General features: G+C 70.3%; 21 protein-coding genes. 18 read left to right on the top strand and 3 right to left on the bottom strand.

The annotated features are described in order from the left end of the window. Positions 1-29: 29 nt before the first annotated feature. The 3 genes from AC07EJ_RS31315 to galE all read right to left on the bottom strand — a co-directional run bounded on the left by AC07EJ_RS31315 (position 30) and on the right by galE (position 3,564). Entirely contained in the window at positions 30-1,283 is a 1,254-nt protein-coding gene (locus AC07EJ_RS31315) for a GNAT family N-acetyltransferase (RefSeq protein WP_389481437.1), read from the bottom strand. 208 nt (positions 1,284-1,491) lie between these two features. Continuing rightward, the gene (locus AC07EJ_RS31320; RefSeq protein ID WP_389481433.1) at positions 1,492-2,424 is read right to left on the bottom strand and encodes a cation diffusion facilitator family transporter; all 933 of its coding nucleotides are present in this window, start codon (positions 2,422-2,424) and stop codon (positions 1,492-1,494) included. Positions 2,425-2,580: 156 nt separating this feature from the next. Continuing rightward, positions 2,581-3,564, bottom strand: a complete 984-nt coding sequence (gene galE / locus AC07EJ_RS31325; RefSeq protein ID WP_389481430.1) for a UDP-glucose 4-epimerase GalE — start codon at positions 3,562-3,564, stop codon at positions 2,581-2,583. A 271-nt stretch (positions 3,565-3,835) separates the two neighbouring features. Here galE and AC07EJ_RS31330 point away from each other — a divergent pair, with 271 nt between their 5' ends. The 18 genes from AC07EJ_RS31330 (at position 3,836) to AC07EJ_RS31415 (ending at position 24,197) form a co-directional block, all read left to right on the top strand. After that, positions 3,836-5,653: a DUF5941 domain-containing protein gene (locus AC07EJ_RS31330; protein ID WP_389481535.1), complete on the top strand. Its 1,818-nt coding sequence runs from the start codon at positions 3,836-3,838 to the stop codon at positions 5,651-5,653. Next, positions 5,650-6,402: a phosphocholine cytidylyltransferase family protein gene (locus AC07EJ_RS31335; RefSeq protein WP_100591690.1), complete on the top strand. Its 753-nt coding sequence runs from the start codon at positions 5,650-5,652 to the stop codon at positions 6,400-6,402. Before AC07EJ_RS31330 ends, AC07EJ_RS31335 begins: the two co-directional genes overlap by 4 nt. Next, on the top strand, positions 6,390-7,454 hold the full coding sequence (locus tag AC07EJ_RS31340) for an iron-containing alcohol dehydrogenase family protein (RefSeq protein ID WP_100591691.1): 1,065 nt from the start codon (positions 6,390-6,392) through the stop codon (positions 7,452-7,454). The genes AC07EJ_RS31335 and AC07EJ_RS31340 overlap by 13 nt, the downstream gene beginning before the upstream one ends. Beyond that, a complete protein-coding gene (locus AC07EJ_RS31345) occupies positions 7,432-8,211 on the top strand; it encodes a CDP-alcohol phosphatidyltransferase family protein (RefSeq protein ID WP_389481426.1) in 780 nt (259 codons plus the stop codon). Before AC07EJ_RS31340 ends, AC07EJ_RS31345 begins: the two co-directional genes overlap by 23 nt. Positions 8,212-8,219: 8 nt before the next feature. Next, positions 8,220-9,092: a glycosyltransferase family 2 protein gene (locus tag AC07EJ_RS31350; RefSeq protein ID WP_393583462.1), complete on the top strand. Its 873-nt coding sequence runs from the start codon at positions 8,220-8,222 to the stop codon at positions 9,090-9,092. Positions 9,093-9,188: 96 nt separating this feature from the next. Next, positions 9,189-10,118 (top strand): ABC transporter permease, encoded by a 930-nt coding sequence (locus AC07EJ_RS31355; RefSeq protein WP_389481423.1) that lies wholly within the window; start codon positions 9,189-9,191, stop codon positions 10,116-10,118. Next, entirely contained in the window at positions 10,111-10,908 is a 798-nt protein-coding gene (locus AC07EJ_RS31360; protein ID WP_389481420.1) for an ABC transporter ATP-binding protein, read from the top strand. Before AC07EJ_RS31355 ends, AC07EJ_RS31360 begins: the two co-directional genes overlap by 8 nt. 452 nt (positions 10,909-11,360) lie before the next feature. After that, positions 11,361-12,266: a squalene synthase HpnC gene (gene hpnC / locus AC07EJ_RS31365; RefSeq protein WP_389481530.1), complete on the top strand. Its 906-nt coding sequence runs from the start codon at positions 11,361-11,363 to the stop codon at positions 12,264-12,266. Then, a complete protein-coding gene (gene hpnD / locus AC07EJ_RS31370; RefSeq protein ID WP_389481418.1) occupies positions 12,263-13,213 on the top strand; it encodes a presqualene diphosphate synthase HpnD in 951 nt (316 codons plus the stop codon). Before hpnC ends, hpnD begins: the two co-directional genes overlap by 4 nt. Next, positions 13,213-13,362: a DUF6380 family protein gene (locus AC07EJ_RS31375; RefSeq protein ID WP_389481416.1), complete on the top strand. Its 150-nt coding sequence runs from the start codon at positions 13,213-13,215 to the stop codon at positions 13,360-13,362. Before hpnD ends, AC07EJ_RS31375 begins: the two co-directional genes overlap by 1 nt. Then, entirely contained in the window at positions 13,359-14,774 is a 1,416-nt protein-coding gene (gene hpnE, locus AC07EJ_RS31380) for a hydroxysqualene dehydroxylase HpnE (protein WP_478885531.1), read from the top strand. The genes AC07EJ_RS31375 and hpnE overlap by 4 nt, the downstream gene beginning before the upstream one ends. Continuing rightward, on the top strand, positions 14,771-15,901 hold the full coding sequence (locus AC07EJ_RS31385; RefSeq protein WP_389481414.1) for a polyprenyl synthetase family protein: 1,131 nt from the start codon (positions 14,771-14,773) through the stop codon (positions 15,899-15,901). Before hpnE ends, AC07EJ_RS31385 begins: the two co-directional genes overlap by 4 nt. A gap of 104 nt (positions 15,902-16,005) precedes the next feature. After that, positions 16,006-18,015, top strand: coding sequence for a squalene--hopene cyclase (gene shc, locus AC07EJ_RS31390; protein WP_389481412.1), 2,010 nt, complete (start codon positions 16,006-16,008; stop codon positions 18,013-18,015). Next, positions 18,015-18,674 carry a phosphorylase family protein gene (locus AC07EJ_RS31395; RefSeq protein ID WP_389481409.1) on the top strand — a complete coding sequence of 220 codons (660 nt, stop codon included), beginning with the start codon at positions 18,015-18,017 and terminating at the stop codon, positions 18,672-18,674. The genes shc and AC07EJ_RS31395 overlap by 1 nt, the downstream gene beginning before the upstream one ends. A gap of 5 nt (positions 18,675-18,679) precedes the next feature. Beyond that, positions 18,680-19,702 (top strand): adenosyl-hopene transferase HpnH, encoded by a 1,023-nt coding sequence (hpnH, locus tag AC07EJ_RS31400; protein WP_389481407.1) that lies wholly within the window; start codon positions 18,680-18,682, stop codon positions 19,700-19,702. Between the two features lie 7 nt (positions 19,703-19,709). Continuing rightward, positions 19,710-20,876, top strand: coding sequence for a flavodoxin-dependent (E)-4-hydroxy-3-methylbut-2-enyl-diphosphate synthase (gene ispG, locus AC07EJ_RS31405; protein WP_389481405.1), 1,167 nt, complete (start codon positions 19,710-19,712; stop codon positions 20,874-20,876). Between the two features lie 25 nt (positions 20,877-20,901). Beyond that, positions 20,902-22,815 carry a 1-deoxy-D-xylulose-5-phosphate synthase gene (dxs, locus tag AC07EJ_RS31410; protein WP_478885532.1) on the top strand — a complete coding sequence of 638 codons (1,914 nt, stop codon included), beginning with the start codon at positions 20,902-20,904 and terminating at the stop codon, positions 22,813-22,815. Further along, the gene (locus AC07EJ_RS31415; protein WP_389481400.1) at positions 22,812-24,197 is read left to right on the top strand and encodes an aspartate aminotransferase family protein; all 1,386 of its coding nucleotides are present in this window, start codon (positions 22,812-22,814) and stop codon (positions 24,195-24,197) included. Before dxs ends, AC07EJ_RS31415 begins: the two co-directional genes overlap by 4 nt. Positions 24,198-24,269 lie beyond the last annotated feature (72 nt).

Raw genomic sequence — 24,269 nt, forward strand, 5'->3', positions numbered from 1 at the left:
CCGGAGGGCCGGGCGGGACATGCACAGGGTCAGACGCCGAAAGCGGCCGGGTAGGTGATCGTGCCCTGCGGCACCTGCCAGGAACCGTCCGCCGCGCCCAGGACGAGCGCCGCCATCGCCTCGTCCGGCACCTCGAACCCGGGTCGGATGCCGTACCCGACAGCGGGCATGAAGCCGAACCTCTGGTAGAACTCCGGCTGTCCGAGCACGAGGGCGAGCCGCTCCCCACGCGCGCGTGCCGCGTCGAGCACCGCGCGGACGACGGCCGAGCCGGCGCCCGTGCGCTGGTGTCGCGGAAGTACCGCGACGGGTGCCAGGGCCGCCGCGGGAGCGCCGTCGACCAGGCACCGGGTGATCAGGGCGTGCGCCGCCACGGTGCCGTCCGGCGCCTCGGCGACGTACGACAGACCCGGCAGCCACGCGCCGGTGTCCGCCCGCAGGGCGTCCACCAGATCGGCCTCCGCCTCGGTCGGGAAGGCCGCGGCGTTCACGGCGTGCACGGCCGTGACGTCGGCGGCCGACTCCGGCCGTGTGGGCCAGGACGCCGCGGGGCGCAGCGCGTAGCCGGTGTAGCCGTAGTCCTCGCCGTGGTCGCGCCGCATCGCCAGCTCGGCGCGCGCGCCCGCGAGGGCCTCGGTCATGCCGGGTACCTGCGGGTCCGCGGCATCGGCGCGCTGCGCGAGCGGGCCGTAGTACGCGTCCCAGTCGGACTCGGGCTGCCGGTGGACGCCGAGCACGGAGTACCCGGCGCCGGTGCAGGCCCGGACGTTCTCCTCGGTCGTCCGCAGCGCGTAGTGCGGTTCCCAGAAGGCGCGCGCCTCGGGGGACGGGTCGGCGGCGGTCCACTCGCACTCGGTGAGCACGAGCGAGCCGCCCGGAGCGAGCAGCCGCTTCCACCGCCGCAGCGCGGTGTCGAAGCCGATGGAGTACGCCGAGCTCTCGGCCCAGATCAGGTCGAACGAACCATCCGGATAGGGGAGTTCGCCCATGTCGGCGTTGATGGGGTGGATCCGGTCGGCGAGGCCGCGCGCCTGAGCGGTGGCGCGCAGCTCGTCGAGGAACGGCTCGTGGAGGTCGACCGCGGTGACCTCGCAGCCGGTCTCGGCAGCCAGGAGCAGCGCGGAGCGGCCGGGGCCGCAGCCCAGGTCGAGCACGCGCGGGTGCTCGGGCAGCGGCCCCACGAAGGAGAGGAGCCGCAGGGTGGTGGAGTCGGAGCCGGGGCCCTGCCGGGGAAGTCCGTGGTGCAGGGCGAAGAAGGCGTCACGTACGACGTTGTCGTTCAACGGTTTGAACCCTTGGGTGAGAGGGCCCTGCCGACGCGCACTCCTGCTGGGCGAGCGGGAAGGGTCAGGCGTGGGCCCGGATGATGGGGATGCACCTGTCGCTGCGCGGGGCAGCGCTCACCGCGACGACAGTCATCAACCCACCTCCTCAAAGATCCGTGGCCAACGTAGCACGCAGCGTGTGCGCCTGCCTTGAGAGGACGGGCGGTCAGTGGCAGAGCTTCGCCTCGTGCTCGGCGTGACCGACCGGCTCCAGCTGGAACGTGCAGTGCTCGACGTCGAAATGGACGCCCAGGCAGCCCTGGAGCTCGTGCAGCATCTTCTCGTGGCCGATGGCGTTGAGGGCCTCCGAACTCACGACGACGTGAGCGGACAGGACGGGCATGCCCGACGTGATCGTCCATGCGTGCAGGTCGTGGATGTCCAGGACGCCGGGGAGCCCCGTGATGTGGGCCCGCACCTCCGCCATGTCGACGCCCTTCGGTGCCGCTTCGAGGAGTACGTTCAGCGTCTCCCGCAGCAGCTTCACGGTCCGCGGGACGATCATGATGCCGATCGCGATCGACGCGATCGGGTCGGCGGCCTGCCAGCCGGTGGCCAGGATGATCGTCGCCGAGATGATCACCGCGACCGAGCCCAGCGCGTCGGCGGCCACCTCGAGGAAGGCGCCGCGCACATTGAGGCTCTCCTTCTGGCCGCGCACCAGGATCGACAGCGAGATCATGTTCGCGACGAGACCGATCAAGCCGAAGACGATCGTCAGCCCACCCTCGGTCTTCGCGGGTTCCATGAACCGCTGGATCGCCTCGACCAGCACATAGCCGCCGACGCCGAGCAGCAGCAGGCAGTTGGCGAGCGCGGCAAGGATCTCGGCGCGGGCGAAGCCGAAGGTGCGCTGTTCGCTCGCGGGGCGGTTGGCGAAATGGATGGCCAGGAGTGCCATGCCGAGACCGAGCGCGTCGGTCGCCATGTGGGCGGCGTCCGCGACCAGGGCGAGCGAGTCCGCGAGGACTCCGCCCACGATCTCGACCACCATCACGGTCAGCGTGATGCCGAGCGCGATGCGCAGCCGGCCCAGATGGGCGGCCGAGGCCGTGCCCGTGGGCGCGTGGCTGTGCCCGTGATCGTGTCCGGCCCCCATGGAAACCGCCCTCCGTCCGTTCGTGGGCGCGCCCCGCCGGCCGCCCCCGCGATCACAGTGAACTACGGGTAGGGGGTATCTGCAAACACTGCACTGAACACCGTTGTCATGTGCCCTGACCTGCGGAAATGGATGCAGGTCAGGGCGTCGCGAGGATCAGTTGGCGGCGGTCTCGGGGTGCCGAAGGAGCCAGCCCGCCCACGCCGACTCGACCATCTCGCGCACCCCGCGACTCGTCGCCCAGCCGAGTTCCTTCGCCGCGAGATCCGCGGAGGCCACCGCACGTGGGGAGTCGCCGGCGCGGCGGGGTTCGACCACCGCCGCGCGCGCGTCGCCGCTGACCTCGGAGATCACGTCGACCAGTTCGCGTACGGAGACGCCCTCACCGGAGCCGATGTTCACCGTCAGATCGCCCGTCGCGCCCGGCTCGGTGAGCCGGCGCGCGGCCGCGAGATGGGCCTCGGCGAGATCGGCGACGTGCAGATAGTCACGTACGCAGGTGCCGTCCGGCGTCGGGTAGTCGTCGCCGAAGATCCGGGGGGCCTCGCCGCGGCTCAGTCGGTCGAAGACCATCGGGATCACGTTGAAGACGCCGGTGTCCGCGAGTTCGGGGGCGGCGGCGCCCGCCACGTTGAAGTAGCGCAGGCACACGGTCGCCATGCCGTGCGCCCGGCCCGCGGCCCGCACCAGCCACTCGCCCGCCAGCTTCGTCTCGCCGTAAGGGCTCATCGGCGCGCAGGGGGTGGACTCCGTGATGAGGTCCACATCCGGGTTGCCGTACACGGCCGCGGACGAGGAGAAGACGAAGCGCCGCACACCGGCCGCGGCGACCGTTTCCAGCAGCACTGCCAAGCCGCCCACGTTGTCGCGATAGTAGGGCTCGGGCCGCTCCACCGACTCGCCGACCTGCTTGCGGGCCGCGAGATGCACCACACCGGTCACCGCGTGCTCCGCGCACACCCGCTTCACCAGCTCGGGGTCCAGGGCCGAGCCCCTGACCAGCTCGATGCCGGACGGAAGCCGGTCGGGCACCCCGGTCGAGAGGTCGTCGAGGACGACCACGTCCTCCCCGGCGCCGGCCATCGCCCGCGCCACATGTGCCCCGATATAGCCCGCTCCGCCTGTGATCAGCCATGTCATGGTCGACCACCCTAGGCCGTGCCCGTGGGTGCCGCCCCGGGCCCTCGCGCGAAGCGCGGTTTGTGGGTCGGGGCCTTGATCGACAATGATGACGGGGCGGTCCCGCGCACTCAGACCGCTCTTATCGGGCCGTAAACGGGCGGTGAACGTCGGCTTCTCATCATCCGATAGCCTCTGCCGACGAGCCGCCCGGCCGCTCTCGGCCCGAGGCGCCCCCACCACGCCTGTGCCCGCTGGTTCGGCGTGCAGGTAATCCAAGGAGTGAGTTCGTCTGTCGACCGCCATCGTCACCGGTCAGCCGGTACCCGGGTCGTCGCTCGAGGGCGAGCTGCGGTCACTCGGCTTCGACGTGCGGCTCGCCCCGGACGCCGCCCAGGCAGGGACGGCGCTCGCCGCGGTCCCGGCAGGACAGCGGGTCGCGCTCGTCGACGCGGGCTTCGTGGGCCACACCCACGCCCTGCGCCTCGGCCTCACCGACCCCCGCTTCGCCGCCTCGGCCGTCCCCGGCGCCGTTTCCGTACAGCCCGCGGCCCGCGAGGCGCTGACCGCCGCCCTGCGCGAGAGCGCCGAAGGCCCGTCCGCGGCGGACGTCGGCACGCGGGCCGGCACCCTGGCCGGCGTGCTCGCCGACCGCGTCGCCGAGCGCCTGGCAGCGGCGTACGGCACCGACGTGCACCGGCCCGATCTCGGTGAACTCGTCGCCGCTGTGCCCGCCGACCCGCAGGCTCGCAACGAAGCGCGCCAGGCGGTCGCCGCCGTCGACGACGAGGCGGTCCGGCTGCGCACGGCGGTCAAGGCGCGCGACGGCTTCTTCACGACGTACTGCATCAGCCCGTACTCCCGCTACATCGCCCGCTGGTGCGCCCGGCGCGGTCTCACCCCTAACCAGGTGACGACCGCCTCACTGGTCACCGCGCTGATCGCGGCGGGCTGCGCGGCCACCGGCACCCGCATCGGCTTCGTCGCCGCGGGCGTCCTGCTCCTCTTCTCCTTCGTCCTCGACTGCACGGACGGGCAGCTCGCCCGCTACTCCCTGCAGTATTCGACGCTCGGCGCCTGGCTCGACGCGACCTTCGACCGGGCCAAGGAGTACGCCTATTACGCGGGCCTCGCGCTCGGTGCGGCCCGCGGCGGTGACGACGTGTGGGCGCTCGCACTCGGTGCGATGGTCCTGCAGACCTGCCGCCATGTCGTGGACTTCTCCTTCAACGAGGCGAACCACGACGCGACGGCGAACACCAGCCCCACCGCGGCCCTCTCGGACAAGCTCGACAGCGTCGGGTGGACGGTCTGGGTGCGCCGGATGATAGTGCTGCCGATCGGCGAACGCTGGGCCCTGATCGCGGTGCTCACCGCGCTGACGACGCCGCGCGTCACGTTCATCGTGCTGCTGATCGGCTGCGCCCTCGCGGCGGCGTACACCACGGCCGGCCGCGTCCTGCGCTCGCTGACTCGCCGGGCCACCCGGACGGACCGGGCAGCGCAGGCCCTCGCGGAGCTCTCCGACAGCGGGCCGCTCAGCGAACTGCTCCAGCGCGCGGTGCGCGGTGTGCCTCGTCACACGGCCCCCGCCGTCGCCGCGCTCGGCGCCCTGGTCCTCGTACTCGCCACAGCGATGTCGGACTACGGCAGCTGGTGGCCCGTCCTCGGCGCCGCCGTCTACGCGCTGACCTCCGCCGCGGCCGTCTCGCGCCCTCTCAAGGGCCCCCTCGACTGGCTGGTCCCGCCCGTCTTCCGCGCCGCCGAATACGGCACGATCCTGCTGATCGCAGCGAAAGCGGACGTAAACGGAGCGTTGCCGGCGGCTTTCGGACTGGTGGCCGCGGTCGCCTACCATCACTACGACACGGTGTACCGCATCCGCGGTGGCACCGGCGCGCCCCCGCACTGGCTGGTCCGGGCGATCGGCGGGCACGAGGGCAGGACGCTGGTGGTCACCGTGATCGCCGCACTGCTCACCAACACAGATTTCACTGTCGCGCTCACGGTTTGCGCCGTGGCCGTGGCACTGGTGGTGCTCGTCGAGAGCATCCGCTTCTGGGTCTCCGCAGGAGCACCCGCCGTACACGATGAAGGAGAACCCGCATGATCGGCCTCGTGCTGGCTGCCGGCGCCGGACGGCGTCTGCGTCCCTACACCGACACCCTGCCCAAGGCCCTGGTGCCGGTCGGCCCCGAGGGTGACGAGGAGAGCCTCACGGTCCTGGACCTGACTCTCGGCAACTTCGCCGAGATCGGTCTGACCGAGGTCGCGATCATCGTCGGTTACCGCAAGGAAGCCGTCTACGAGCGTCGCGAGGCGCTCGAGCAGAAGTACGGCGTCAAGATCACCCTGATCGACAACGACAAGGCCGAGGAGTGGAACAACGCCTACTCCCTGTGGTGCGGCCGTGACGCGATCAAGCACTCGGTGATCCTCGCCAACGGCGACACCGTGCACCCGGTCTCCGTCGAGAAGACGCTGCTCGCCGCCCGCGGCGACGGCAAGAAGATCATCCTCGCCCTCGACACGGTGAAGTCCCTCGCCGACGAGGAGATGAAGGTCGTCGTCGGCCCCGAGGGCGGGATGACGAAGATCACCAAGCTGATGGACCCGGCCGAGGCGACCGGTGAGTACATCGGCGTCACGCTCATCGAGGGTGAGGCGGCCGACGAGCTCGCCGACGCGCTCAAGACCGTCTTCGAGACGGACCCGCAGCAGTTCTACGAGCACGGCTACCAGGAGCTCGTGAACCGCGGCTTCAGGATCGACGTCGCCCCGATCGGCGAGGTGAAGTGGGTCGAGATCGACAACCACGACGACCTCGCCAAGGGACGTGAGATCGCGTGCCAGTACTGACGAGGCTCATCCCCTCGCCGGTTGTCGTCGACATCCGGGCGGGGGCGATCGACGACCTGGCGACCGTCCTTGCCGACCAGCGGATCTCGTCGTCCACCGGACGCCTGGCCATCGCGATCAGCGGTGGCTCGGGCGCCGTCCTGCGCAAGCGCCTCGAGCCGCAGCTGCCCCGTGCGGAGTGGTTCGAGGTCGGCGGCGGGACGCTGGACGACGCGATCAAGCTCGCCGATGCCATAAAGAAGGGCCGCTACGACGCGGTCGTGGGCCTCGGCGGCGGCAAGATCATCGACTGCGCCAAGTTCGCCGCGGCGCGCGTCGGCCTGCCGCTGGTCGCCGTCGCGACGAACCTGTCGCACGACGGCCTGTGCTCGCCGGTCGCGACGCTCGACAACGACGCGGGCCGCGGCTCGTACGGGGTGCCGAACCCGATCGCCGTCGTCATCGACCTCGACATCATCCGTGAGGCCCCGGTCCGCTTCGTACGCTCCGGCATCGGTGACGCCCTGTCCAACATCTCCGCGATCGCGGACTGGGAGCTCGCCGCCCGCGAGCGCGGCGAGGACATCGACGGCCTGGCCGCCGCCATGGCGCGCCAGGCCGGCGAGGCCGTGCTGCGCCACCCCGGCGGCGTGGGGGACGACGCGTTCCTCCAGGTCCTGGCCGAGGGGCTGGTCCTCACCGGTATCGCGATGTCGGTGTCGGGCGACTCCCGCCCGGCCTCCGGCGCCTGCCACGAGATCAACCACGCCTTCGACCTCCTCTTCCCCAAGCGCGCCGCGAGCCACGGCGAGCAGTGCGGCCTGGGCGCGGCCTTCGCGATGTTCCTGCGGGGAGCGCGCGAGGAGTCGCTGTACATGGTCGAGGTCCTGCGCAGGCACGGCCTGCCCGTGACCCCCGAGGAGATCGGCTTCACCGTGGACGAGTTCGTCCAGGTCGTGGAGTTCGCGCCGCAGACCCGTCCGGGCCGGTACACGATCCTCGAGCACCTCAATCTGTCCACCGACCAGATCAGGGACGCCTACGCCGACTATGCAAAAGCCATCGGTAGCTGAGCTGCGCCCGGTCGTCCACCCCCCGGGTGTGAAGGACCGGCGCAGCGGCGAGCACTGGGGCGGCCGGCTCTACATGCGCGAGATCTCGCTGCGCATCGACCGCCACCTCGTGAACACCAAGGTCACCCCCAACCAGCTGACCTACCTGATGACCGTCTGCGGTGTCCTCGCGGCCCCCGCGCTGCTGGTCCCGGGCGTCTGGGGAGCCGTCCTCGGCGTCGTCGCGGTCCAGCTGTACCTGCTGCTCGACTGCGTCGACGGCGAGATCGCCCGGTGGCGCAAGCAGTATTCGCTGGCCGGCGTCTGGATGGACCGCGTCGGCGCGTACCTGACCGACGCCGCGGTCCTCGTAGGCTTCGGTCTGCGCGCCGCCGACCTGTGGGGCAGCGGCCGGATCGACTGGCTGTGGGCCTTCCTCGGCACGCTCGCCGCGCTCGGCGCCATCCTGATCAAGGCGGAGACGGACCTGGTCGGCGTGGCCCGCGCACAGAACGGCCGGGAGCAGGTCAAGGAGTCCGCCTCCGAGATCAAGGCCTCCGGCATGGCGCTCGCCCGCAAGGCGGCGTCGGCGCTGAAGTTCCACCGCCTCATCCTCGGGATCGAGGCGTCGCTGCTGATCCTGGTCCTCGCGATCGTCGACCAGATCCGGGGCGACCTGTTCTTCACGCGCCTGGGCGTGGCGGTTCTGGCCGGCATCGCGCTGCTCCAGACCCTGCTGCACCTGGTGTCCATCCTGGCTTCGAGCAGGCTGAAGTGAGTACGCGGATGAAGCTCGGCGCGGTCATCATCACCATGGGCAACCGCCCCGAGGAGCTGCGCGCCCTCCTCGACTCCGTCGCCAAGCAGGACGGCGACCGGGTCGAGGTGGTCGTGGTCGGCAACGGCTCCCCCGTCCCGGACGTCCCCGCCGGTGTCCGCACCGTCGAACTGCCCGAGAACCTCGGCATCCCGGGCGGCCGCAACGTCGGCATCGAGGCCTTCGGGCCCTCGGGCTCCGACGTGGACGTGCTGCTCTTCCTCGACGACGACGGACTCCTGCCGCACACCGACACCGCCCAGCTGTGCCGCGAGGCCTTCGAGGCGGACCAGAAGCTGGGCATCATCAGCTTCCGGATCGCCGACCCGGAAACCGGCGTCACCCAGCGCCGCCACGTCCCGCGCCTGCGCGCCGCCGACCCGATGCGCTCCTCGCGCGTCACCACGTTCCTCGGCGGCGCCAACGCGGTGCGCACCCGCGTCCTCGCGGAGGTCGGCGGCCTGCCCGACGAGTTCTTCTACGCCCACGAGGAGACCGACCTCGCCTGGCGTGCCCTCGACGCGGGCTGGATGATCGACTACCGCTCGGACATGGTGCTGAACCACCCGACCACGGCTCCCTCCCGGCATGCGGTCTACCACCGCATGGTCGCCAGGAACCGGGTCTGGCTCGCCCGCCGCAATCTGCCCGCGCTCATCGTCCCCGTCTACCTCGGCGTCTGGCTGCTCCTCACGCTCGCCCGCCGCCCCTCCCGACCTGCGCTGAAGGCCTGGTTCGGCGGGTTCAAGGAAGGCTGGACGAGCCCGTGCGGCCCCAGACGTCCCATGAAGTGGCGTACGGTGTGGCGCCTGACCCGACTGGGCCGACCTCCCATCATCTGACAAGCTCGTGTCTGAGAGCATTCGGCCCGTACCCCGGTCCCTGGCTCCTGCCTATGCCCGACCGGCTGCGCACTTTGAAGACGAAAGTTTCCACTAGTGAGTGAGACAACGCATGACGGCGGTGTCGCGGTGACCGCGCGACCGTCGCCCGATGAGGGGCTCTCCCCGGCCGACCTGGCCGCCAAGTACGGCCTGACCGTCAGTGGCGCCAGGCCGAGCTTGTTCGAGTACGTCGGCCAGCTGTGGGGGCGGCGTCACTTCATCCTCGCCTTCTCGCAGGCGAAGCTCACCGCCCAGTACAGCCAGGCCAAGCTCGGCCAGCTCTGGCAGGTGGCGACGCCTCTCCTGAACGCGGCCGTGTACTACCTCATCTTCGGCCTCATCCTGCACGCCAGCCGGGGCATGTCGATGGACGTGTACATCCCGTTCCTGGTCACGGGCGTCTTCGTCTTCACCTTCACACAGAGCTCGGTGATGGCGGGCGTACGGGCGATCTCGGGCAATCTGGGCCTGGTGCGCGCCCTGCACTTCCCACGGGCCTCGCTGCCGATCTCGTTCGCGCTCCAGCAGCTCCAGCAGCTGCTGTTCTCGATGATCGTCCTGTTCATCGTCGCGGTCGGCTTCGGCAGCTACCCGGGTCTGTCCTGGCTGCTGATCGTCCCGGTGCTCGCGCTCCAGTTCCTCTTCAACACCGGACTCGCGCTGATCATGGCGAGGCTGGGCTCGAAGACCCCGGACCTGGCGCAGCTGATGCCGTTCGTGATGCGTACGTGGATGTACGCGTCCGGCGTGATGTTCTCCATCCCGATCATGCTGGCCGACAAGCCCGCGTGGGTCGCCGACCTCCTGCAGTGGAACCCGGCCGCCATCTACATGGACCTGATGCGCTTCGCGCTCATCGACGGATACGGCTCCTCGAACCTGCCGCCGCACGTATGGGCGGTCGCGGCAGGCTGGTCCGTGCTGGTCGCCGTCGGCGGCTTCGTCTACTTCTGGAAGGCAGAGGAGCGGTACGGCCGTGGCTGACGAAGACATCCTGGGCAAGAACGCGGGCAAGGGGCACATCCCGACCGTCATCGCGGACGGGCTGCACATCGTGTACCGCGTCAACGGCGCCAAGACGGGCAAGGGCAGCGCGACCTCCGCGCTGAGCCGCATCGTCAAGCGCGGCGAGGAGCGCGGCGTCCGCAAGGTGCACGCCGTCAAGGGCGTCACCTTCACCGCGTACCGCGGCGAGGCCATCGGCCTGATCGGCTCGAACGGGTCCGGCAAGTCGACCCTGCTGCGCGCCATCGCCGGGCTCCTGCCGGCGGAGAAGGGCAAGGTCTTCACCGACGGCCAGCCCTCGCTCCTCGGCGTGAACGCGGCGCTCATGAACGACCTGACGGGCGAGCGGAACGTCATACTCGGCGGGCTCGCGATGGGTATGTCCCGCGAGCAGATCCGGGAGCGCTACCAGGGGATCGTCGACTTCTCGGGCATCAACGAGAAGGGCGACTTCATCACGCTCCCGATGCGCACCTACTCCTCCGGTATGGCGGCGCGGCTGCGCTTCTCCATCGCGGCGGCCAAGGACCACGACGTCCTGATGATCGACGAGGCCCTGGCCACGGGTGACCGCAAGTTCCAGAAGCGCTCCGAGGCCCGCATCCGCGAGCTGCGCAAGGAGGCCGGCACGGTCTTCCTCGTCAGTCACAACAACAAGTCGATCCGCGACACCTGCGACCGCGTGCTCTGGCTGGAGCGTGGCGAGCTGCGTATGGACGGACCGACAGCTGAGGTACTCAAGGAGTACGAGAAGTTCACGGGCAAGTAGTCCGGGCGGCCACCGGGCAACCCTCTGCACCCGATTTCGCGTCTCAAGGCCCCGCCGGGATCTCGTCGGCGGGGCCTTGATATGCATGTAGGTGGCAACTGATTCCGGTCGGGGGTCCCGCCGAGGATTCCCGCAGAGGTCAAGTGAAGGTCAACTTCCTTGCGTGCAGGGAATCTTGGGGCCAATCGGTGTGTTGTTGTGATCTGCAGGAAACCCCGTCGGGGCAGGGCCGGTTGTACAACGTAAGCTGTACCGGTGCCGATTCGCGGCATAGGGGCGATAATGCGCGACACCCTGACTCAGGGGTCGGTCTGCCGCGCGTCAGGTTGGGCGGCGTGTCCGAAATGGGATGTTTTGGGTCAGCAGTGTAGAACGGGATGTGTGACGGCAATGGCTATGGAAACTCTCCAGCTCCACGATGCTTTCGCCGTCCTGGTACCGGGCAGCGCGTGGTGACGGGATCATCGGGAGCGCCCGCCGGGTCCCCGGCCGGGGCGACACTCGACAAGGCCGCCGACGAGAATTTTCCGGTGGCGCCCTTCTTCCTGCCCCGGGACTGGCGCGACGACCTCATGGCGGTCTACGGCTTCGCCCGCCTCGTCGACGACATCGGTGACGGCGACCTCGCTCCCGGCGGTGCCGATGCCCGCCTCCTGGGCGTGTCACCCGAACGGGCTGAGGGGGACCGCCTGGCTTTGCTCGACGCCTTCGAGGCCGACCTTCACCGGGTGTTCGAATCCACTCCTCGTCACCCCCTCCTGCGCGCCCTGCAGCCCACCGTGCACCGCCGCGGCCTCACCCCCGAACCCTTCCTCGGCCTCATCCAGGCCAACCGCCAGGACCAGCTGGTCACGCGCTACGAGACGTATGACGACCTGCTGGCTTACTGCGAACTCTCGGCCAACCCGGTCGGCCGCCTCGTCCTCGCGATCACCGGCACCGCGACCGCCGAGCGCATCCGCCTCTCGGACGCCGTGTGCACCGGCCTGCAGATCGTCGAACACCTTCAGGACGTCGGCGAGGACCTGCGACAGGGCCGCATCTATCTGCCCGCCGAGGACATGAAACAGTTCCACGTTCAGGAGTCCGACCTCGCCGCACCCACGGCGGGCGCATCGGTGCGCGCCCTGGTCGCGTTCGAGGCGGAACGCGCCCTCGGTCTCCTGAATGAAGGCACCCCCCTCGTGGGTAGCGTCCACGGCAGGCTGAAGCTGCTGCTTGCCGGGTTCGTGGCAGGGGGGAAGGCGGCGGTCACCGCGATCGGCGCCGTTTCCTACGACGTACTTCCTGGACCGCCCAAGCCCACCAAGCTCCGGTTGCTGCGTGAGGTGGGAGCGACTCTGCGAGGAGAGGGGTGAGCCGGACCGTGGAGTCAGACCAACACGTGTCGGCAGCGGTACTCGCCGCATACAGCTACTGCGAGACCGTGACCGGACAACAGGCACGCAACTTCGCCTACGGCATCAGGCTGCTGCCGACGGCCAAGCGGCGCGCCATGTCGGCGGTGTACGCGTTCTCGCGCCGCGTCGACGACATCGGCGACGGCGCGCTGCCGCCGGACGTCAAGGCCGAGCGGCTCGACGACACCCGGGCGCTGCTCGCCCGGATCCGCGACGGCGACGTGGCGGAGGACGACACCGACCCGGTGGGCGTCGCCCTCGCGCATGCCGCGCACCGGTTCCCGATCCCGCTCGGCGGCCTCGACGAACTCATCGACGGGGTCCTGATGGATCTGCGCGGTGAGACGTACGAGACCTGGGACGACCTCAAGGTCTACTGCCGCTGCGTGGCCGGCGCCATCGGCCGGGTCTCGCTCGGCATCTTCGGCACCGAGCCGGGCGCGCGGGGCGCCGAGCGCGCCTCCGAGTACGCGGACACGCTCGGGCTCGCGCTCCAGCTCACGAACATCCTGCGCGACGTGCGGGAGGACGCGGCGGACGGCCGCACCTACCTGCCCGCCGACGACCTCGCCAAGTTCGGCTGCTCGGCGGGCTTCGACGCCCCGACGCCCCCGGCGGGCTCGGACTTCGCGGGTCTCGTGCACTTCGAGGTGCGCCGGGCCCGCGCCCTGTTCGCCGAGGGGTACCGGCTCCTTCCGCTGCTCGACCGGCGCAGCGGCGCCTGCGTCGCCGCCATGGCCGGCATCTACCGGCGCCTGCTCGACCGCATCGAGCGCGAGCCCGAGGCCGTTCTGCGCGGCCGCGTCTCGCTCCCCGGGCGCGAGAAGGCCTACGTCGCCGTGCGCGGCCTGTCTGGTCTCGACGCCCGCAGCGTCTCCCGGCAGCACCTCAGGAGGCGTGTCTGATGAGCACGTCCGACAGAGCGGACCGCACCGACGGGAAACGGCGGGCAACCCTCCGAGGCGAAGCGGCGTCCATGACTTCAGCGGCCTGCCGTGCGCTTTTCAACCATCGCGCGCACACTGACGGAACGGCCGGAGGGGAGGGCGCATGAGGACCGGGAACATGCGGCCCGACGGGCCGGACGCGGACACCGACGGCGGCACCGGACGGCAGACCGCGGTCGTCGTCGGCGGCGGTCTCGCCGGGACCACGGCCGCACTCGCGCTCGCCGACGCGGGCCTCGACGTCACCCTGCTCGAAGGGCGCCCGAGACTGGGCGGCCTCGCGTTCTCCTTCAAGCGCGGCGACCTCACCGTCGACAACGGCCAGCACGTGTACCTGCGCTGCTGCACCGCCTACCGCTGGTTCCTCGACCGCATCGACGGCACGGCGCTGGCGCCCGTGCAGGAACGCCTCGACGTACCCGTCCTCGACGCCGACAGAAACCGGCTCGGCAGGCTGCGCCGCACCGCGCTGCCCGTCCCGCTGCATCTCGCCGCGAGCCTCGTCACGTATCCGCATCTCTCGCTCGCCGAGCGCGCCAACGTCGGGCGTGCCGCGCTGGCCCTCAAGGGGCTCGACCTGGGCGACCTGGCCCTGGACGAACGGGACTTCGGCAGCTGGCTGGCCGAGCACGGCCAGTCGGCGCGCGCCATCGAGGCTCTGTGGGACCTGGTGGGCGTCGCCACCCTGAACGCCGTCGCCGGCGAGTCCTCACTCGGGCTCGCCGCCATGGTGTTCAAGACCGGGCTGCTGTCCGAACCGGGCGCGGCCGACATCGGCTGGGCGCGCGTCCCCCTCGGTGAACTCCACGACACTCTCGCCCGCAAGGCGCTCGACTCCGCGGGCGTACGCACCGAACTCCGAACGCGCGTCACCTCCATCTCCCGTACCGGGAACGGACGTTGGAGCGTGGAGGTTCCCGGGGAGCGGATCGCGGCGGACACCGTCGTCCTCGCCGTCCCCCAGCGTGAGACGTACGACCTGCTGCCCGACGGCGCGCTCGACGACGCCGAGCGGCTGCTCGCCATCGGGACCGCGCCGATCCTCAACCTGCACGTCGTCTACGACCGCAAGGTCCTCAAGCGGCCCTTCTTCACCGCGCTCGGCTCGCCCGTGCAGTGGGTCTTCGACCGCACGGAAGCCTCCGGACTCATCGAGGGGCAGTACCTCGCCGTCTCGCAGTCCGCCGCGCAGGACGAGATCGACGAGCCCGTCGCCGTGCTCCGCGAGCGCTACCTGCCCGAGTTCGAGCGGCTGCTGCCCGCCGCCCGGGGCGCGAAGGTACTCGACTTCTTCGTCACCCGGGAGCGCACGGCGACCTTCGCGCCGGCCCCCGGCGTCGGCGCGCTGCGGCCCACGGCCCGCACCAACGCCCCCGGCCTGTACCTGGCCGGCGCGTGGACCGCCACCGGGTGGCCCGCGACCATGGAAAGCGCGGTACGCAGCGGTGTCAGCGCCGCCGATGCCGCTCTCGCCGCACTCGACCGCCCACGCGGCCATCTGTTCCGGGAGGCGGCATGAAGCTCGATCTCCAGGGGGCGGACCATCCGGCCCCCGGCGACGCAACAAAAGGAGACCCTGTGCCCGCTGTGCCCTCGGCCGAACCGGCCGCCGACGCGGTGGACGTGACCGCGCTGCTCGAGCGCGGCCGGACCCTGGCCACCCCGGTGCTGCGGGCGGCCGTGGACCGCCTCGCTCCCCCGATGGACACCGTCGCCGCATATCACTTCGGCTGGATCGACGCCCAGGGCAACCCGGCCGACGGCGACGGCGGCAAGGCCGTACGGCCCGCGCTCGCCGTCCTGTCCGCCCAGGTCCCGGGTTCGGCACCCGAGGTGGGCGTGCCCGGCGCGGTCGCCGTCGAGCTGGTGCACAACTTCTCGCTCCTGCACGACGACCTGATGGACGGCGACGAACAGCGCCGCCACCGGGACACCGTCTGGAAGGTGCACGGCCCGGCGCAGGCCATCCTCGTCGGCGACGCCCTCTTCGCTCTCGCCAACGAGGTGCTCCTCGAACTCGGCACCGTGGAGGCCGGCCGCGCCACGCGCCGCCTGACCGCCGCCTCGCGCGCCCTCATCGACGGGCAGGCGCAGGACATCAGCTACGAGCACCGCGAGCGGGTCACCGTCGAGGAGTGCCTGGAGATGGAGGGCAACAAGACCGGCGCCCTCCTGGCCTGCGCCTCCTCCATCGGCGCCGTGCTCGGCGGCGCCGACGACCGGACCGCGGACCAGCTGGAGAAGTACGGCTACCACCTCGGCCTCGCCTTCCAGGCCGTGGACGACCTGCTCGGCATCTGGGGCGACCCGGAGGCCACCGGCAAGCAGACCTGGAGCGATCTGCGCCAGCGTAAGAAGTCACTGCCCGTCGTCGCCGCGCTCGCCGCGGGCGGCCCCGCGTCCGAGCGGCTCGGTGAACTCCTCGCCGCCGACGCCAAGAGCAACGACTTCGACACCTTCTCCGAGGAGGAGTTCGCGGCCCGCGCCGCCCTCATCGAGGAGGCCGGCGGCCGCGACTGGACCGCCGAGGAGGCGCGCCGGCAGTACGCCGTCGCCATCGAGGCCCTGGACTCCGTCCAGATGCAGGACCACGTGCGGGCGCAGTTCGTCGCGCTCGCGGACTTCGTCGTCGTACGAAAGAGATGATCGCTATCGGCCGCATATGACTCGCAGTCGCCGGCCGGTGTCCATCCAGGGCATCGGCCGACGGCGGACCCAGCAGAGATCGAGCACTGCACGAAGGGGAAGCCATGACAGCGACGACCGACGGAAGCAGCGGAGCGGCAGCTCCCGGCGCGACCTCGGCCACCACTGCCCAATTGACCGACACGAGCCCCGGGGCGGCCGGGACGCACGACGCCGCCACCCGTTCCGTCCAGCGCGCCGCTGACTTCCTGCTCGCCCGGCAGGACGCACAGGGCTGGTGGAAGGGCGACCTCGACACGAACGTCACGATGGACGCCGAGGATCTTCTGCTGCGTCAGTTCCTCGGGATCCGGGACGAGGCGACCACCCGCGCCGCCGCTCTCTTCATCCGCGGTGAGCAGTGCGACGACGGCACCTGGGCCACGTTCTACGGCGGCCCGGGCGAACTCTCCACCACCATCGAGGCGTACGTGGCCCTGCGCCTGGCCGGGGACGCCCCCGACGAGCCGCACATGGCGAAGGCCTCCGCATGGATCCGGGAGCGGGGCGGCATCGCCGCGAGCCGCGTCTTCACCCGCATCTGGCTGGCCCTGTTCGGCTGGTGGAAGTGGGACGACCTGCCCGAACTGCCCCCGGAACTCATCTACTTCCCGAAGTGGATGCCGCTCAACATCTACGACTTCGGCTGCTGGGCCCGGCAGACCATCGTGCCGCTCACGGTCGTCTCCGCGAAGCGCCCGGTACGGCCCGCACCCTTCCCGCTCGACGAGCTCCACACCGACGCGAGGAATCCCAACCCGGCCAAGCCCCTTGCTCCGGTGGTGAGTTGGGACGGCGCGTTCGAGCGGCTCGACAAGGCGATGCACCTGTACCGCAAGGTCGCGCCGCGCAGGCTGCGCAAGGCGGCCATGAACTCGGCCGCCCGCTGGATCATCGAGCGCCAGGAGAACGACGGCTGCTGGGGCGGCATCCAGCCCCCGGCGGTGTACTCCGTCATCGCCCTCCACCTGCTCGGCTACGACCTCGAACACCCCGTGATGAAGGCGGGGTTGGAGTCCCTCGACCGGTTCGCCGTGTGGCGCGAGGACGGCGCCCGGATGATCGAGGCCTGCCAGTCTCCCGTATGGGACACCTGCCTGGCCGTCATCGCCCTCGCCGACGCCGGCCTGCCCGCCGACCACCCCCGGCTCGTCAAGGCCGCCGAGTGGATGCTCCAGGAGCAGATCGACCGGCCCGGCGACTGGTCCGTCCGCCGGCCCCAACTGGCCTCGGGTGGCTGGGCGTTCGAGTTCCACAACGACAACTACCCCGACATCGACGACACCGCCGAGGTGGTCCTCGCCCTGCGCCGTGTCCGGCACCCGGACAGGCCGCGCATGGAGAAGGCCATCGAGCGGGGCGTGCGCTGGAACCTCGGCATGCAGTCGAGGAACGGCGCCTGGGGCGCCTTCGACGTCGACAACACCAGCCCGTTCCCCAACCGGCTGCCGTTCTGCGACTTCGGCGAGGTCATCGACCCCCCGTCCGCGGACGTCACCGGGCACGTGGTGGAGATGCTCGCTGTCGAGGGCATGTCGAACGACCCACGCACCCGGCGCGGCATCGAATGGCTGCTCGCCGAACAGGAGCCGAACGGCGCCTGGTTCGGCCGCTGGGGCGTCAACTACGTATACGGGACAGGGTCGGTGCTGCCGGCCCTGACCGCCGCCGGACTGCCCCCCTCGCACCCCGCGGTCCGCCGAGCCGTCGCCTGGCTCCGATCCGTCCAGAACGACGACGGCGGCTGGGGCGAGGACCTGCGGTCCTACCGCCACGAGGACTGGAAGGGCCACGGCGTGTCCACCGCCTCGCAGACCGCCTGGGCGCTGATGGCGCTCCTGTCGGCGGGGGAGCGGGACTCCAAGGCCGTGGAGCGAGGAGCCGCCTGGCTGACCGAGACCCAGCTGGAGGACGGCACCTGGGACGAGCCGTACTTCACCGGCACCGGCTTCCCGTGGGACTTCTCGATCAACTACCACCTCTACCGCCACGTCTTCCCGCTCACGGCACTCGGCCGGTACGTCCACGGGGAGCCGTTCGCCGACCAGGCGGCCTTGACGGGCAAGGGGAGCTGATGACCGGATCACCGGCGGCCCCGCGCCCGCCGGACGCCGCCCCGCTGCTGGTCGCCTGCGCGCTCGGCATCGAGCACCTCGCCCTGCGCACCGGCACCCGCACCGGAGCACCGGCCCCCGTGACCGTGCTGCGTACGGGCATGGGCCCCAAGGCGGCCGAGCGGTCCGTGGCCCGGGTCCTGGAGGACCCGGCCCTGCTCGACGCGGCCGTCGTAGCGACCGGCTTCTGCGCCGGCCTCGCCCCCGGGATGCACCCGGGCGACCTGGTCGTCGCCGAGGAGACCCGCGACACCTACGGCTCGACGCCGTGCACCGGCACGGAACTCCTCGTCAAGGAGCTGGTCAGGGCGGTACCGGGACGGACCGTGCACACCGGCCCGCTCACCGGCTCCGACCATGTCGTGCGCGGCCACGAGCGCGGTGACCTGCTCGCCACGGGCGCGATCGCCGTGGACATGGAGTCCGCGGCCACGCTGCGCACGGCGGCCGCGCGGGGCCCGCGCCCGGCTGCGGCCGTACGGGTGGTCGTGGACGCTCCAGAACATGAACTCGTCCGTATCGGCACGGTGCGCGGTGGAATATCGGCTTTCCGCGTTCTTCGTGCCGTGCTTCCCGCATTTTTCGAATGGCACCGTTCTTTGCTGCTCCCCCGGAGGTGAGCCAGATGGCCATGCCGCTTCGCCAGTCCATCAAGGTCGCGACGTACCTCATTGAACAGAAGGTTCGCAAGCGCGACAAGTTCCCGCTCATTGTCGAACTGGAACCGCTGTACGCCTGCAACCTCAAATGCGAGGGCTGCGGAAAGATCCAGCACCCCGCCGGAGTGCTCAAGCAGCGGATGCCCGTGGCGCAGGCCGTGGGTGCCGTCCTGGAGTCCGGTGCGCCGATGGTGTCCATCGCCGGCGGCGAGCCGCTCATGCACCCGCAGATCGACGAGATCGTCCGCCAGCTGGTGGCGAAGAAGAAGTACGTCTTCCTCTGCACGAACGCGCTGCTCATGCGCAAGAAGATGGACAAGTTCAAGCCCTCGCCGTACTTCGCCTTCACGGTGCACATCGACGGGATGCGCGAGCGCCACGACGAGTCCGTCGCCAAGGAAGGCGTCTTCGACGAGGCGGTGGAGGCGATCAAGGAAGCCAAGAAGCGGGGCTTCCGCGTCACCACGAACTCCACCTTCTTCAACACGGACACCCCGCAGAACATCATCGAGGTCCTGAACTACCTCAACGACGACCTCGAGGTCGACGAGATGATGCTCTCGCCCGCCTACGCCTACGAGAAGGCGCCCGACCAGGAGCACTTCCTGGGCGTCGAGCAGACCCGCGAGCTCTTCAAGAAGGCCTTCGCGGGCGGCAACAGGCGCCGCTGGCGCCTCAACCACTCGCCGCTGTTCCTCGACTTCCTCGAGGGCAAGGTCGACTTCCCGTGCACCGCGTGGGCGATCCCGAACTACTCGCTCTTCGGCTGGCAGAAGCCCTGCTACCTGATGGCGGACGGGTACGTGACCACGTACAAGGACCTCATCGAGAAGACCGACTGGGATGCCTACGGGCGGGGCAAGGACGAGCGCTGCAACAACTGCATGGCGCACTGCGGCTACGAGCCGACGGCCGTCCTCGCCACGATGGGATCGCTCAAGGAGTCCATCCGCGCCGCCCGCGAGACCGTCTCCGGAAACCGCGGGTGACACGGACATGACCTCCGGAGAGCCCGTCTCATTGGGGCTCCCTGAGCTGCCGGTCCGACCGATCGCCGACCGCAGAACGAGTCGGCAGATCCACGTCGGGCCGGTGGCCGTGGGGGGCGGAGCGCCGGTGTCCGTGCAGTCGATGACGACGACACGGACCTCGGACATCGGGGCCACGCTGCAGCAGATCGCCGAACTGACGGCGTCCGGCTGCCAGATCGTGCGGGTGGCGTGCCCCACGCAGGACGACGCGGACGCGCTCGCGACCATCGCGCGGAAGTCGCAGATCCCCGTCATCGCGGACATCCACTTCCAGCCGAAGTACGTCTTCGCGGCCATCGAGGCGGGCTGCGCGGCGGTCCGGGTGAACCCGGGCAACATCAAGCAGTTCGACGACAAGGTCAAGGAGATCGCGCAGGCGGCCAAGGACCACGGCACTCCGATCCGCATCGGCGTGAACGCGGGCTCGCTCGACGCCCGTTTGCTGAAGAAGTACGGCAAGGCGACGCCCGAGGCGCTCGTCGAGTCGGCGCTGTGGGAGGCGTCGCTCTTCGAGGAGCACGGCTTCCGCGACATCAAGATCTCGGTCAAGCACAACGACCCGGTCGTGATGGTGAACGCCTACCGCCAGCTCGCCGCGGCCAGTGACTACCCGCTGCACCTCGGCGTCACCGAGGCGGGCCCGGCCTTCCAGGGCACCATCAAGTCCGCCGTCGCCTTCGGGGCGCTGCTGAGTGAGGGGATCGGCGACACGATCCGCGTCTCGCTGTCCGCGCCGCCGGTCGAGGAGATCAAGGTCGGCATCCAGATCCTGGAGTCGCTGGGGCTTCGGCAGCGGCGCCTGGAGATCGTGTCGTGCCCTTCGTGCGGGCGGGCGCAGGTCGACGTCTACAAGCTCGCCGACGAGGTCTCCGCGGGCCTCGACGGGATGGAGGTGCCCCTTCGGGTCGCCGTCATGGGGTGTGTGGTCAACGGTCCCGGCGAGGCGCGCGAGGCGGATCTCGGCGTCGCATCGGGCAACGGCAAGGGTCAGATCTTCGTGAAGGGCGAGGTCATCAAGACCGTCCCCGAGTCGAAGATCGTCGAGACCCTCATCGAAGAGGCGATGAAGATCGCCGAGCGGATGACGGACGCCGGGGTGGCCTCGGGCGCACCCGACGTCACCGTGAGCTGAGAACAACCGGAGAGGGGGCCCGAGCGTGACAATTCTGGAAAGCATCCGGGGGCCGCGCGACCTGAAGGCGCTGAGCGAGGAGCAGCTCGACGAACTGGCCGCGGAGATCAGGGAGTTCCTGATCCACGCGGTCGCGAGAACCGGCGGCCATCTGGGACCCAACCTGGGGGTGGTGGAGCTCTCCATCGCCCTGCACCGGGTCTTCGAGTCGCCGGTGGACCGGATCCTGTGGGACACCGGCCACCAGAGCTACGTACACAAGATGCTGACAGGTCGTCAGGACTTCTCGAAGCTGCGCGGGAAGGGGGGCCTGTCCGGCTACCCCTCGCGCGAGGAGTCCGAGCACGACGTCATCGAGAACAGCCACGCGTCCACCGTGCTCGGCTGGGCGGACGGCCTCGCCAAGGCCAACCAGGTCCTGGGGGAGCGGGGCCACGTCGTCGCCGTCACCGGCGACGGGGCGCTCACCGGCGGCATGGCCTGGGAGGCGCTCAACAACATCGCGGCCGCCAAGGACCGCCCGCTGATCATCGTCGTCAACGACAACGAACGGTCGTACGCCCCGACCATCGGCGGTCTCGCCAACCACCTGGCCGCACTGCGCACCACCGACAGCTACGAGAAGGTCCTCGCCTGGGGCAAGGACGTCCTCCTGCGCACCCCCGTCATCGGCCACACCGTGTACGAGTCCCTGCACGGCGCCAAGAAGGGGTTCAAGGACGCCTTCGCGCCGCAGGGCATGTTCGAGGACCTGGGGCTCAAGTACGTGGGGCCCATCGACGGGCACGACCTGGGTGCGGTCGAGTCGGCGCTGCGACGTGCGAAGCGGTTCCACGGGCCCGTGGTCGTGCACTGCCTGACCGAGAAGGGCCGCGGCTACGAGCCCGCCCTCGCGGACGAGGCCGACCGGTTCCACACCGTCGGCGTGATGGACCCGCTCACCTGCGAGCCGCTCGCACCGTCCAACGGCCCGTCCTGGACCTCGGTGTTCGGTGACGAGATCGCCCGCATAGGACGAGAGCGCGACGACGTCGTGGCGATCACCGCGGCGATGCTGCACCCGGTCGGACTCACCAAGTTCGCGGAGGAGTTCCCCGGCCGGGTGTGGGACGTGGGGATCGCCGAGCAGCACGCGGCGGTCTCTGCGGCCGGACTCGCGACCGGCGGTCTGCACCCCGTCGTCGCCGTCTACGCCACCTTCCTCAACCGCGCCTTCGACCAGCTCCTCATGGATGTCGCACTGCACAACTGCGGCGTGACCTTCGTCCTCGACCGGGCCGGCGTGACCGGCGTCGACGGCGCCTCGCACAACGGCATGTGGGACATGTCCGTCCTCCAGGTCGTGCCCGGCCTGCGCATCGCCGCACCACGCGACGCCGAGCAACTGCGGGCGCAGCTGCGCGAAGCGGTCGCCGTGGACGACGCCCCGACCCTGATCCGGTTCCCGAAGGAGTCGGTCGGCCCCGAGATCCCGGCGGTCGACCGGATCGGCGGCCTCGACGTACTGCACCGGTCCGACGACCCGGCCATCCTCCTCGTCTCCGTCGGTGTCATGGCGCCGGTGTGCCTCCAGGTCGCGGAGCTCCTGGCGGCGCGCGGCATCAACTGCACGGTGGTGGACCCACGTTGGGTCAAACCCGTCGACCCGGACCTCGCCCCGCTCGCCGCACGGCACCGGCTCGTCGCCGTCGTCGAGGACAACAGCAAGGCGGCCGGCGTCGGCTCCGCCGTGGCGCTCGCGCTCGGCGAGGCCGAAGTCGACGTCCCCGTAAGGCGGTTCGGGATCCCCGACCAGTTCCTCGCGCACGCCAAGCGCGGCGAGGTGCTCGCCGACATCGGGCTCACGCCCGTCGAGATCGCCGGACGGATCGGCGCCAGCATGGCCCTGAAGGCCGAGACCTGGGCCCTAGTGGCCGGCAAGGAGAGCGACGACGTATGAGCAAGGAGTTCGATCTCGCCAGACTCCTGGCCGAGCGCGGCGCCGAGCGCTACGAGCTGCACGCCAAGTACCTCAACCACCAGCTCCCGCGCATGCTGCACACCATCGGCTTCGACAAGGTCTACGAGCGGGCGGAAGGCGCCTACTTCTGGGACGAGGACGGCAACGACTACCTGGACATGCTCGCCGGGTTCGGTGTGATGGGCCTCGGCCGGCACCACGCCGTCGTCCGCAAGGCGCTGCACGACGTCCTCGACGCCTCGCTCGCCGACCTCACCCGCTTCGACTGCCAGCCGCTGCCGGGTCTGCTCGCCGAGAAGCTGCTCGCGCACAGCCCGCACCTGGACCGGGTCTTCTTCGGCAACAGCGGTACGGAGGCCGTCGAGACGGCGCTGAAGTTCGCCCGGTACGCGACGGGCAAGCCACGGATCCTGTACTGCGGGCACGCCTTCCACGGGCTGACCACCGGGTCTCTGTCCGTGAACGGTGAGTCCGGATTCCGGGACGGCTTCGCGCCGCTCCTGCCGGACACGGCGGTGCCGCTCGGCGACCTCGACGCCCTGCGCGCGGAACTCGCGAAGGGAGACGTGGCCGGGCTGATCGTCGAGCCCATCCAGGGCAAGGGAGTCCACGCGGCGCCGCCCGGCTATCTGCGCGCCGCTCAGGAACTGCTCCACCAGCACAAGGCGCTGCTCATCGCGGACGAGGTGCAGACGGGCCTCGGCAGGACAGGTGACTTCTACGCCTATCAGCACGACCAGGGGGTCGAGCCTGACCTCGTATGCGTGGCGAAGGCGCTCTCCGGCGGGTATGTGCCCGTCGGTGCGACGCTCGGCAAGGACTGGATCTTCAAGAAGGTCTACTCGTCCATGGACCGGGTCCTCGTGCACTCGGCCAGCTTCGGCTCGAACGCGCAGGCCATGGCCGCAGGGCTTGCCGTGCTCTCCGTGATGGAGAACGAGGAGGTCGTCGCGAACGCCCGGGCCACCGGTGAGCTCCTGAAGACCCGGCTCGCCGAGCTCGTCGACCGCTACGAGCTGCTGAGCGACGTACGCGGGCGCGGCCTGATGATCGGCATCGAGTTCGGGCGGCCGAAGTCGCTGAAGCTGCGCAGCCGCTGGACGATGCTCCAGGCCGCGCGCAAGGGTCTGTTCGCGCAGATGGTCGTCGTGCCGCTGCTCCAGAAGCACCGGATCCTCACGCAGGTCTCCGGTGACCACCTGGAGGTCATCAAGCTGATCCCGCCGCTGATCATCGGGGAGCGCGAGGTGGACCGCTTCGTCGAGGCGTTCACCGCCGTCATGGACGACGCGCACTCGGGCGGCGGGCTGATGTGGGACTTCGGCAAGACGCTGGTGAAGCAGGCGGTCGCCAACCGCTGAGTTCGCGAGACGGCTGCTTCTTAAACGCGAAACGGCTGCTTCTTAACGAAGACGCCGTTTGCCTCTGGGGCA

Source organism: Streptomyces sp. NPDC045026 (genome assembly GCF_056432625.1).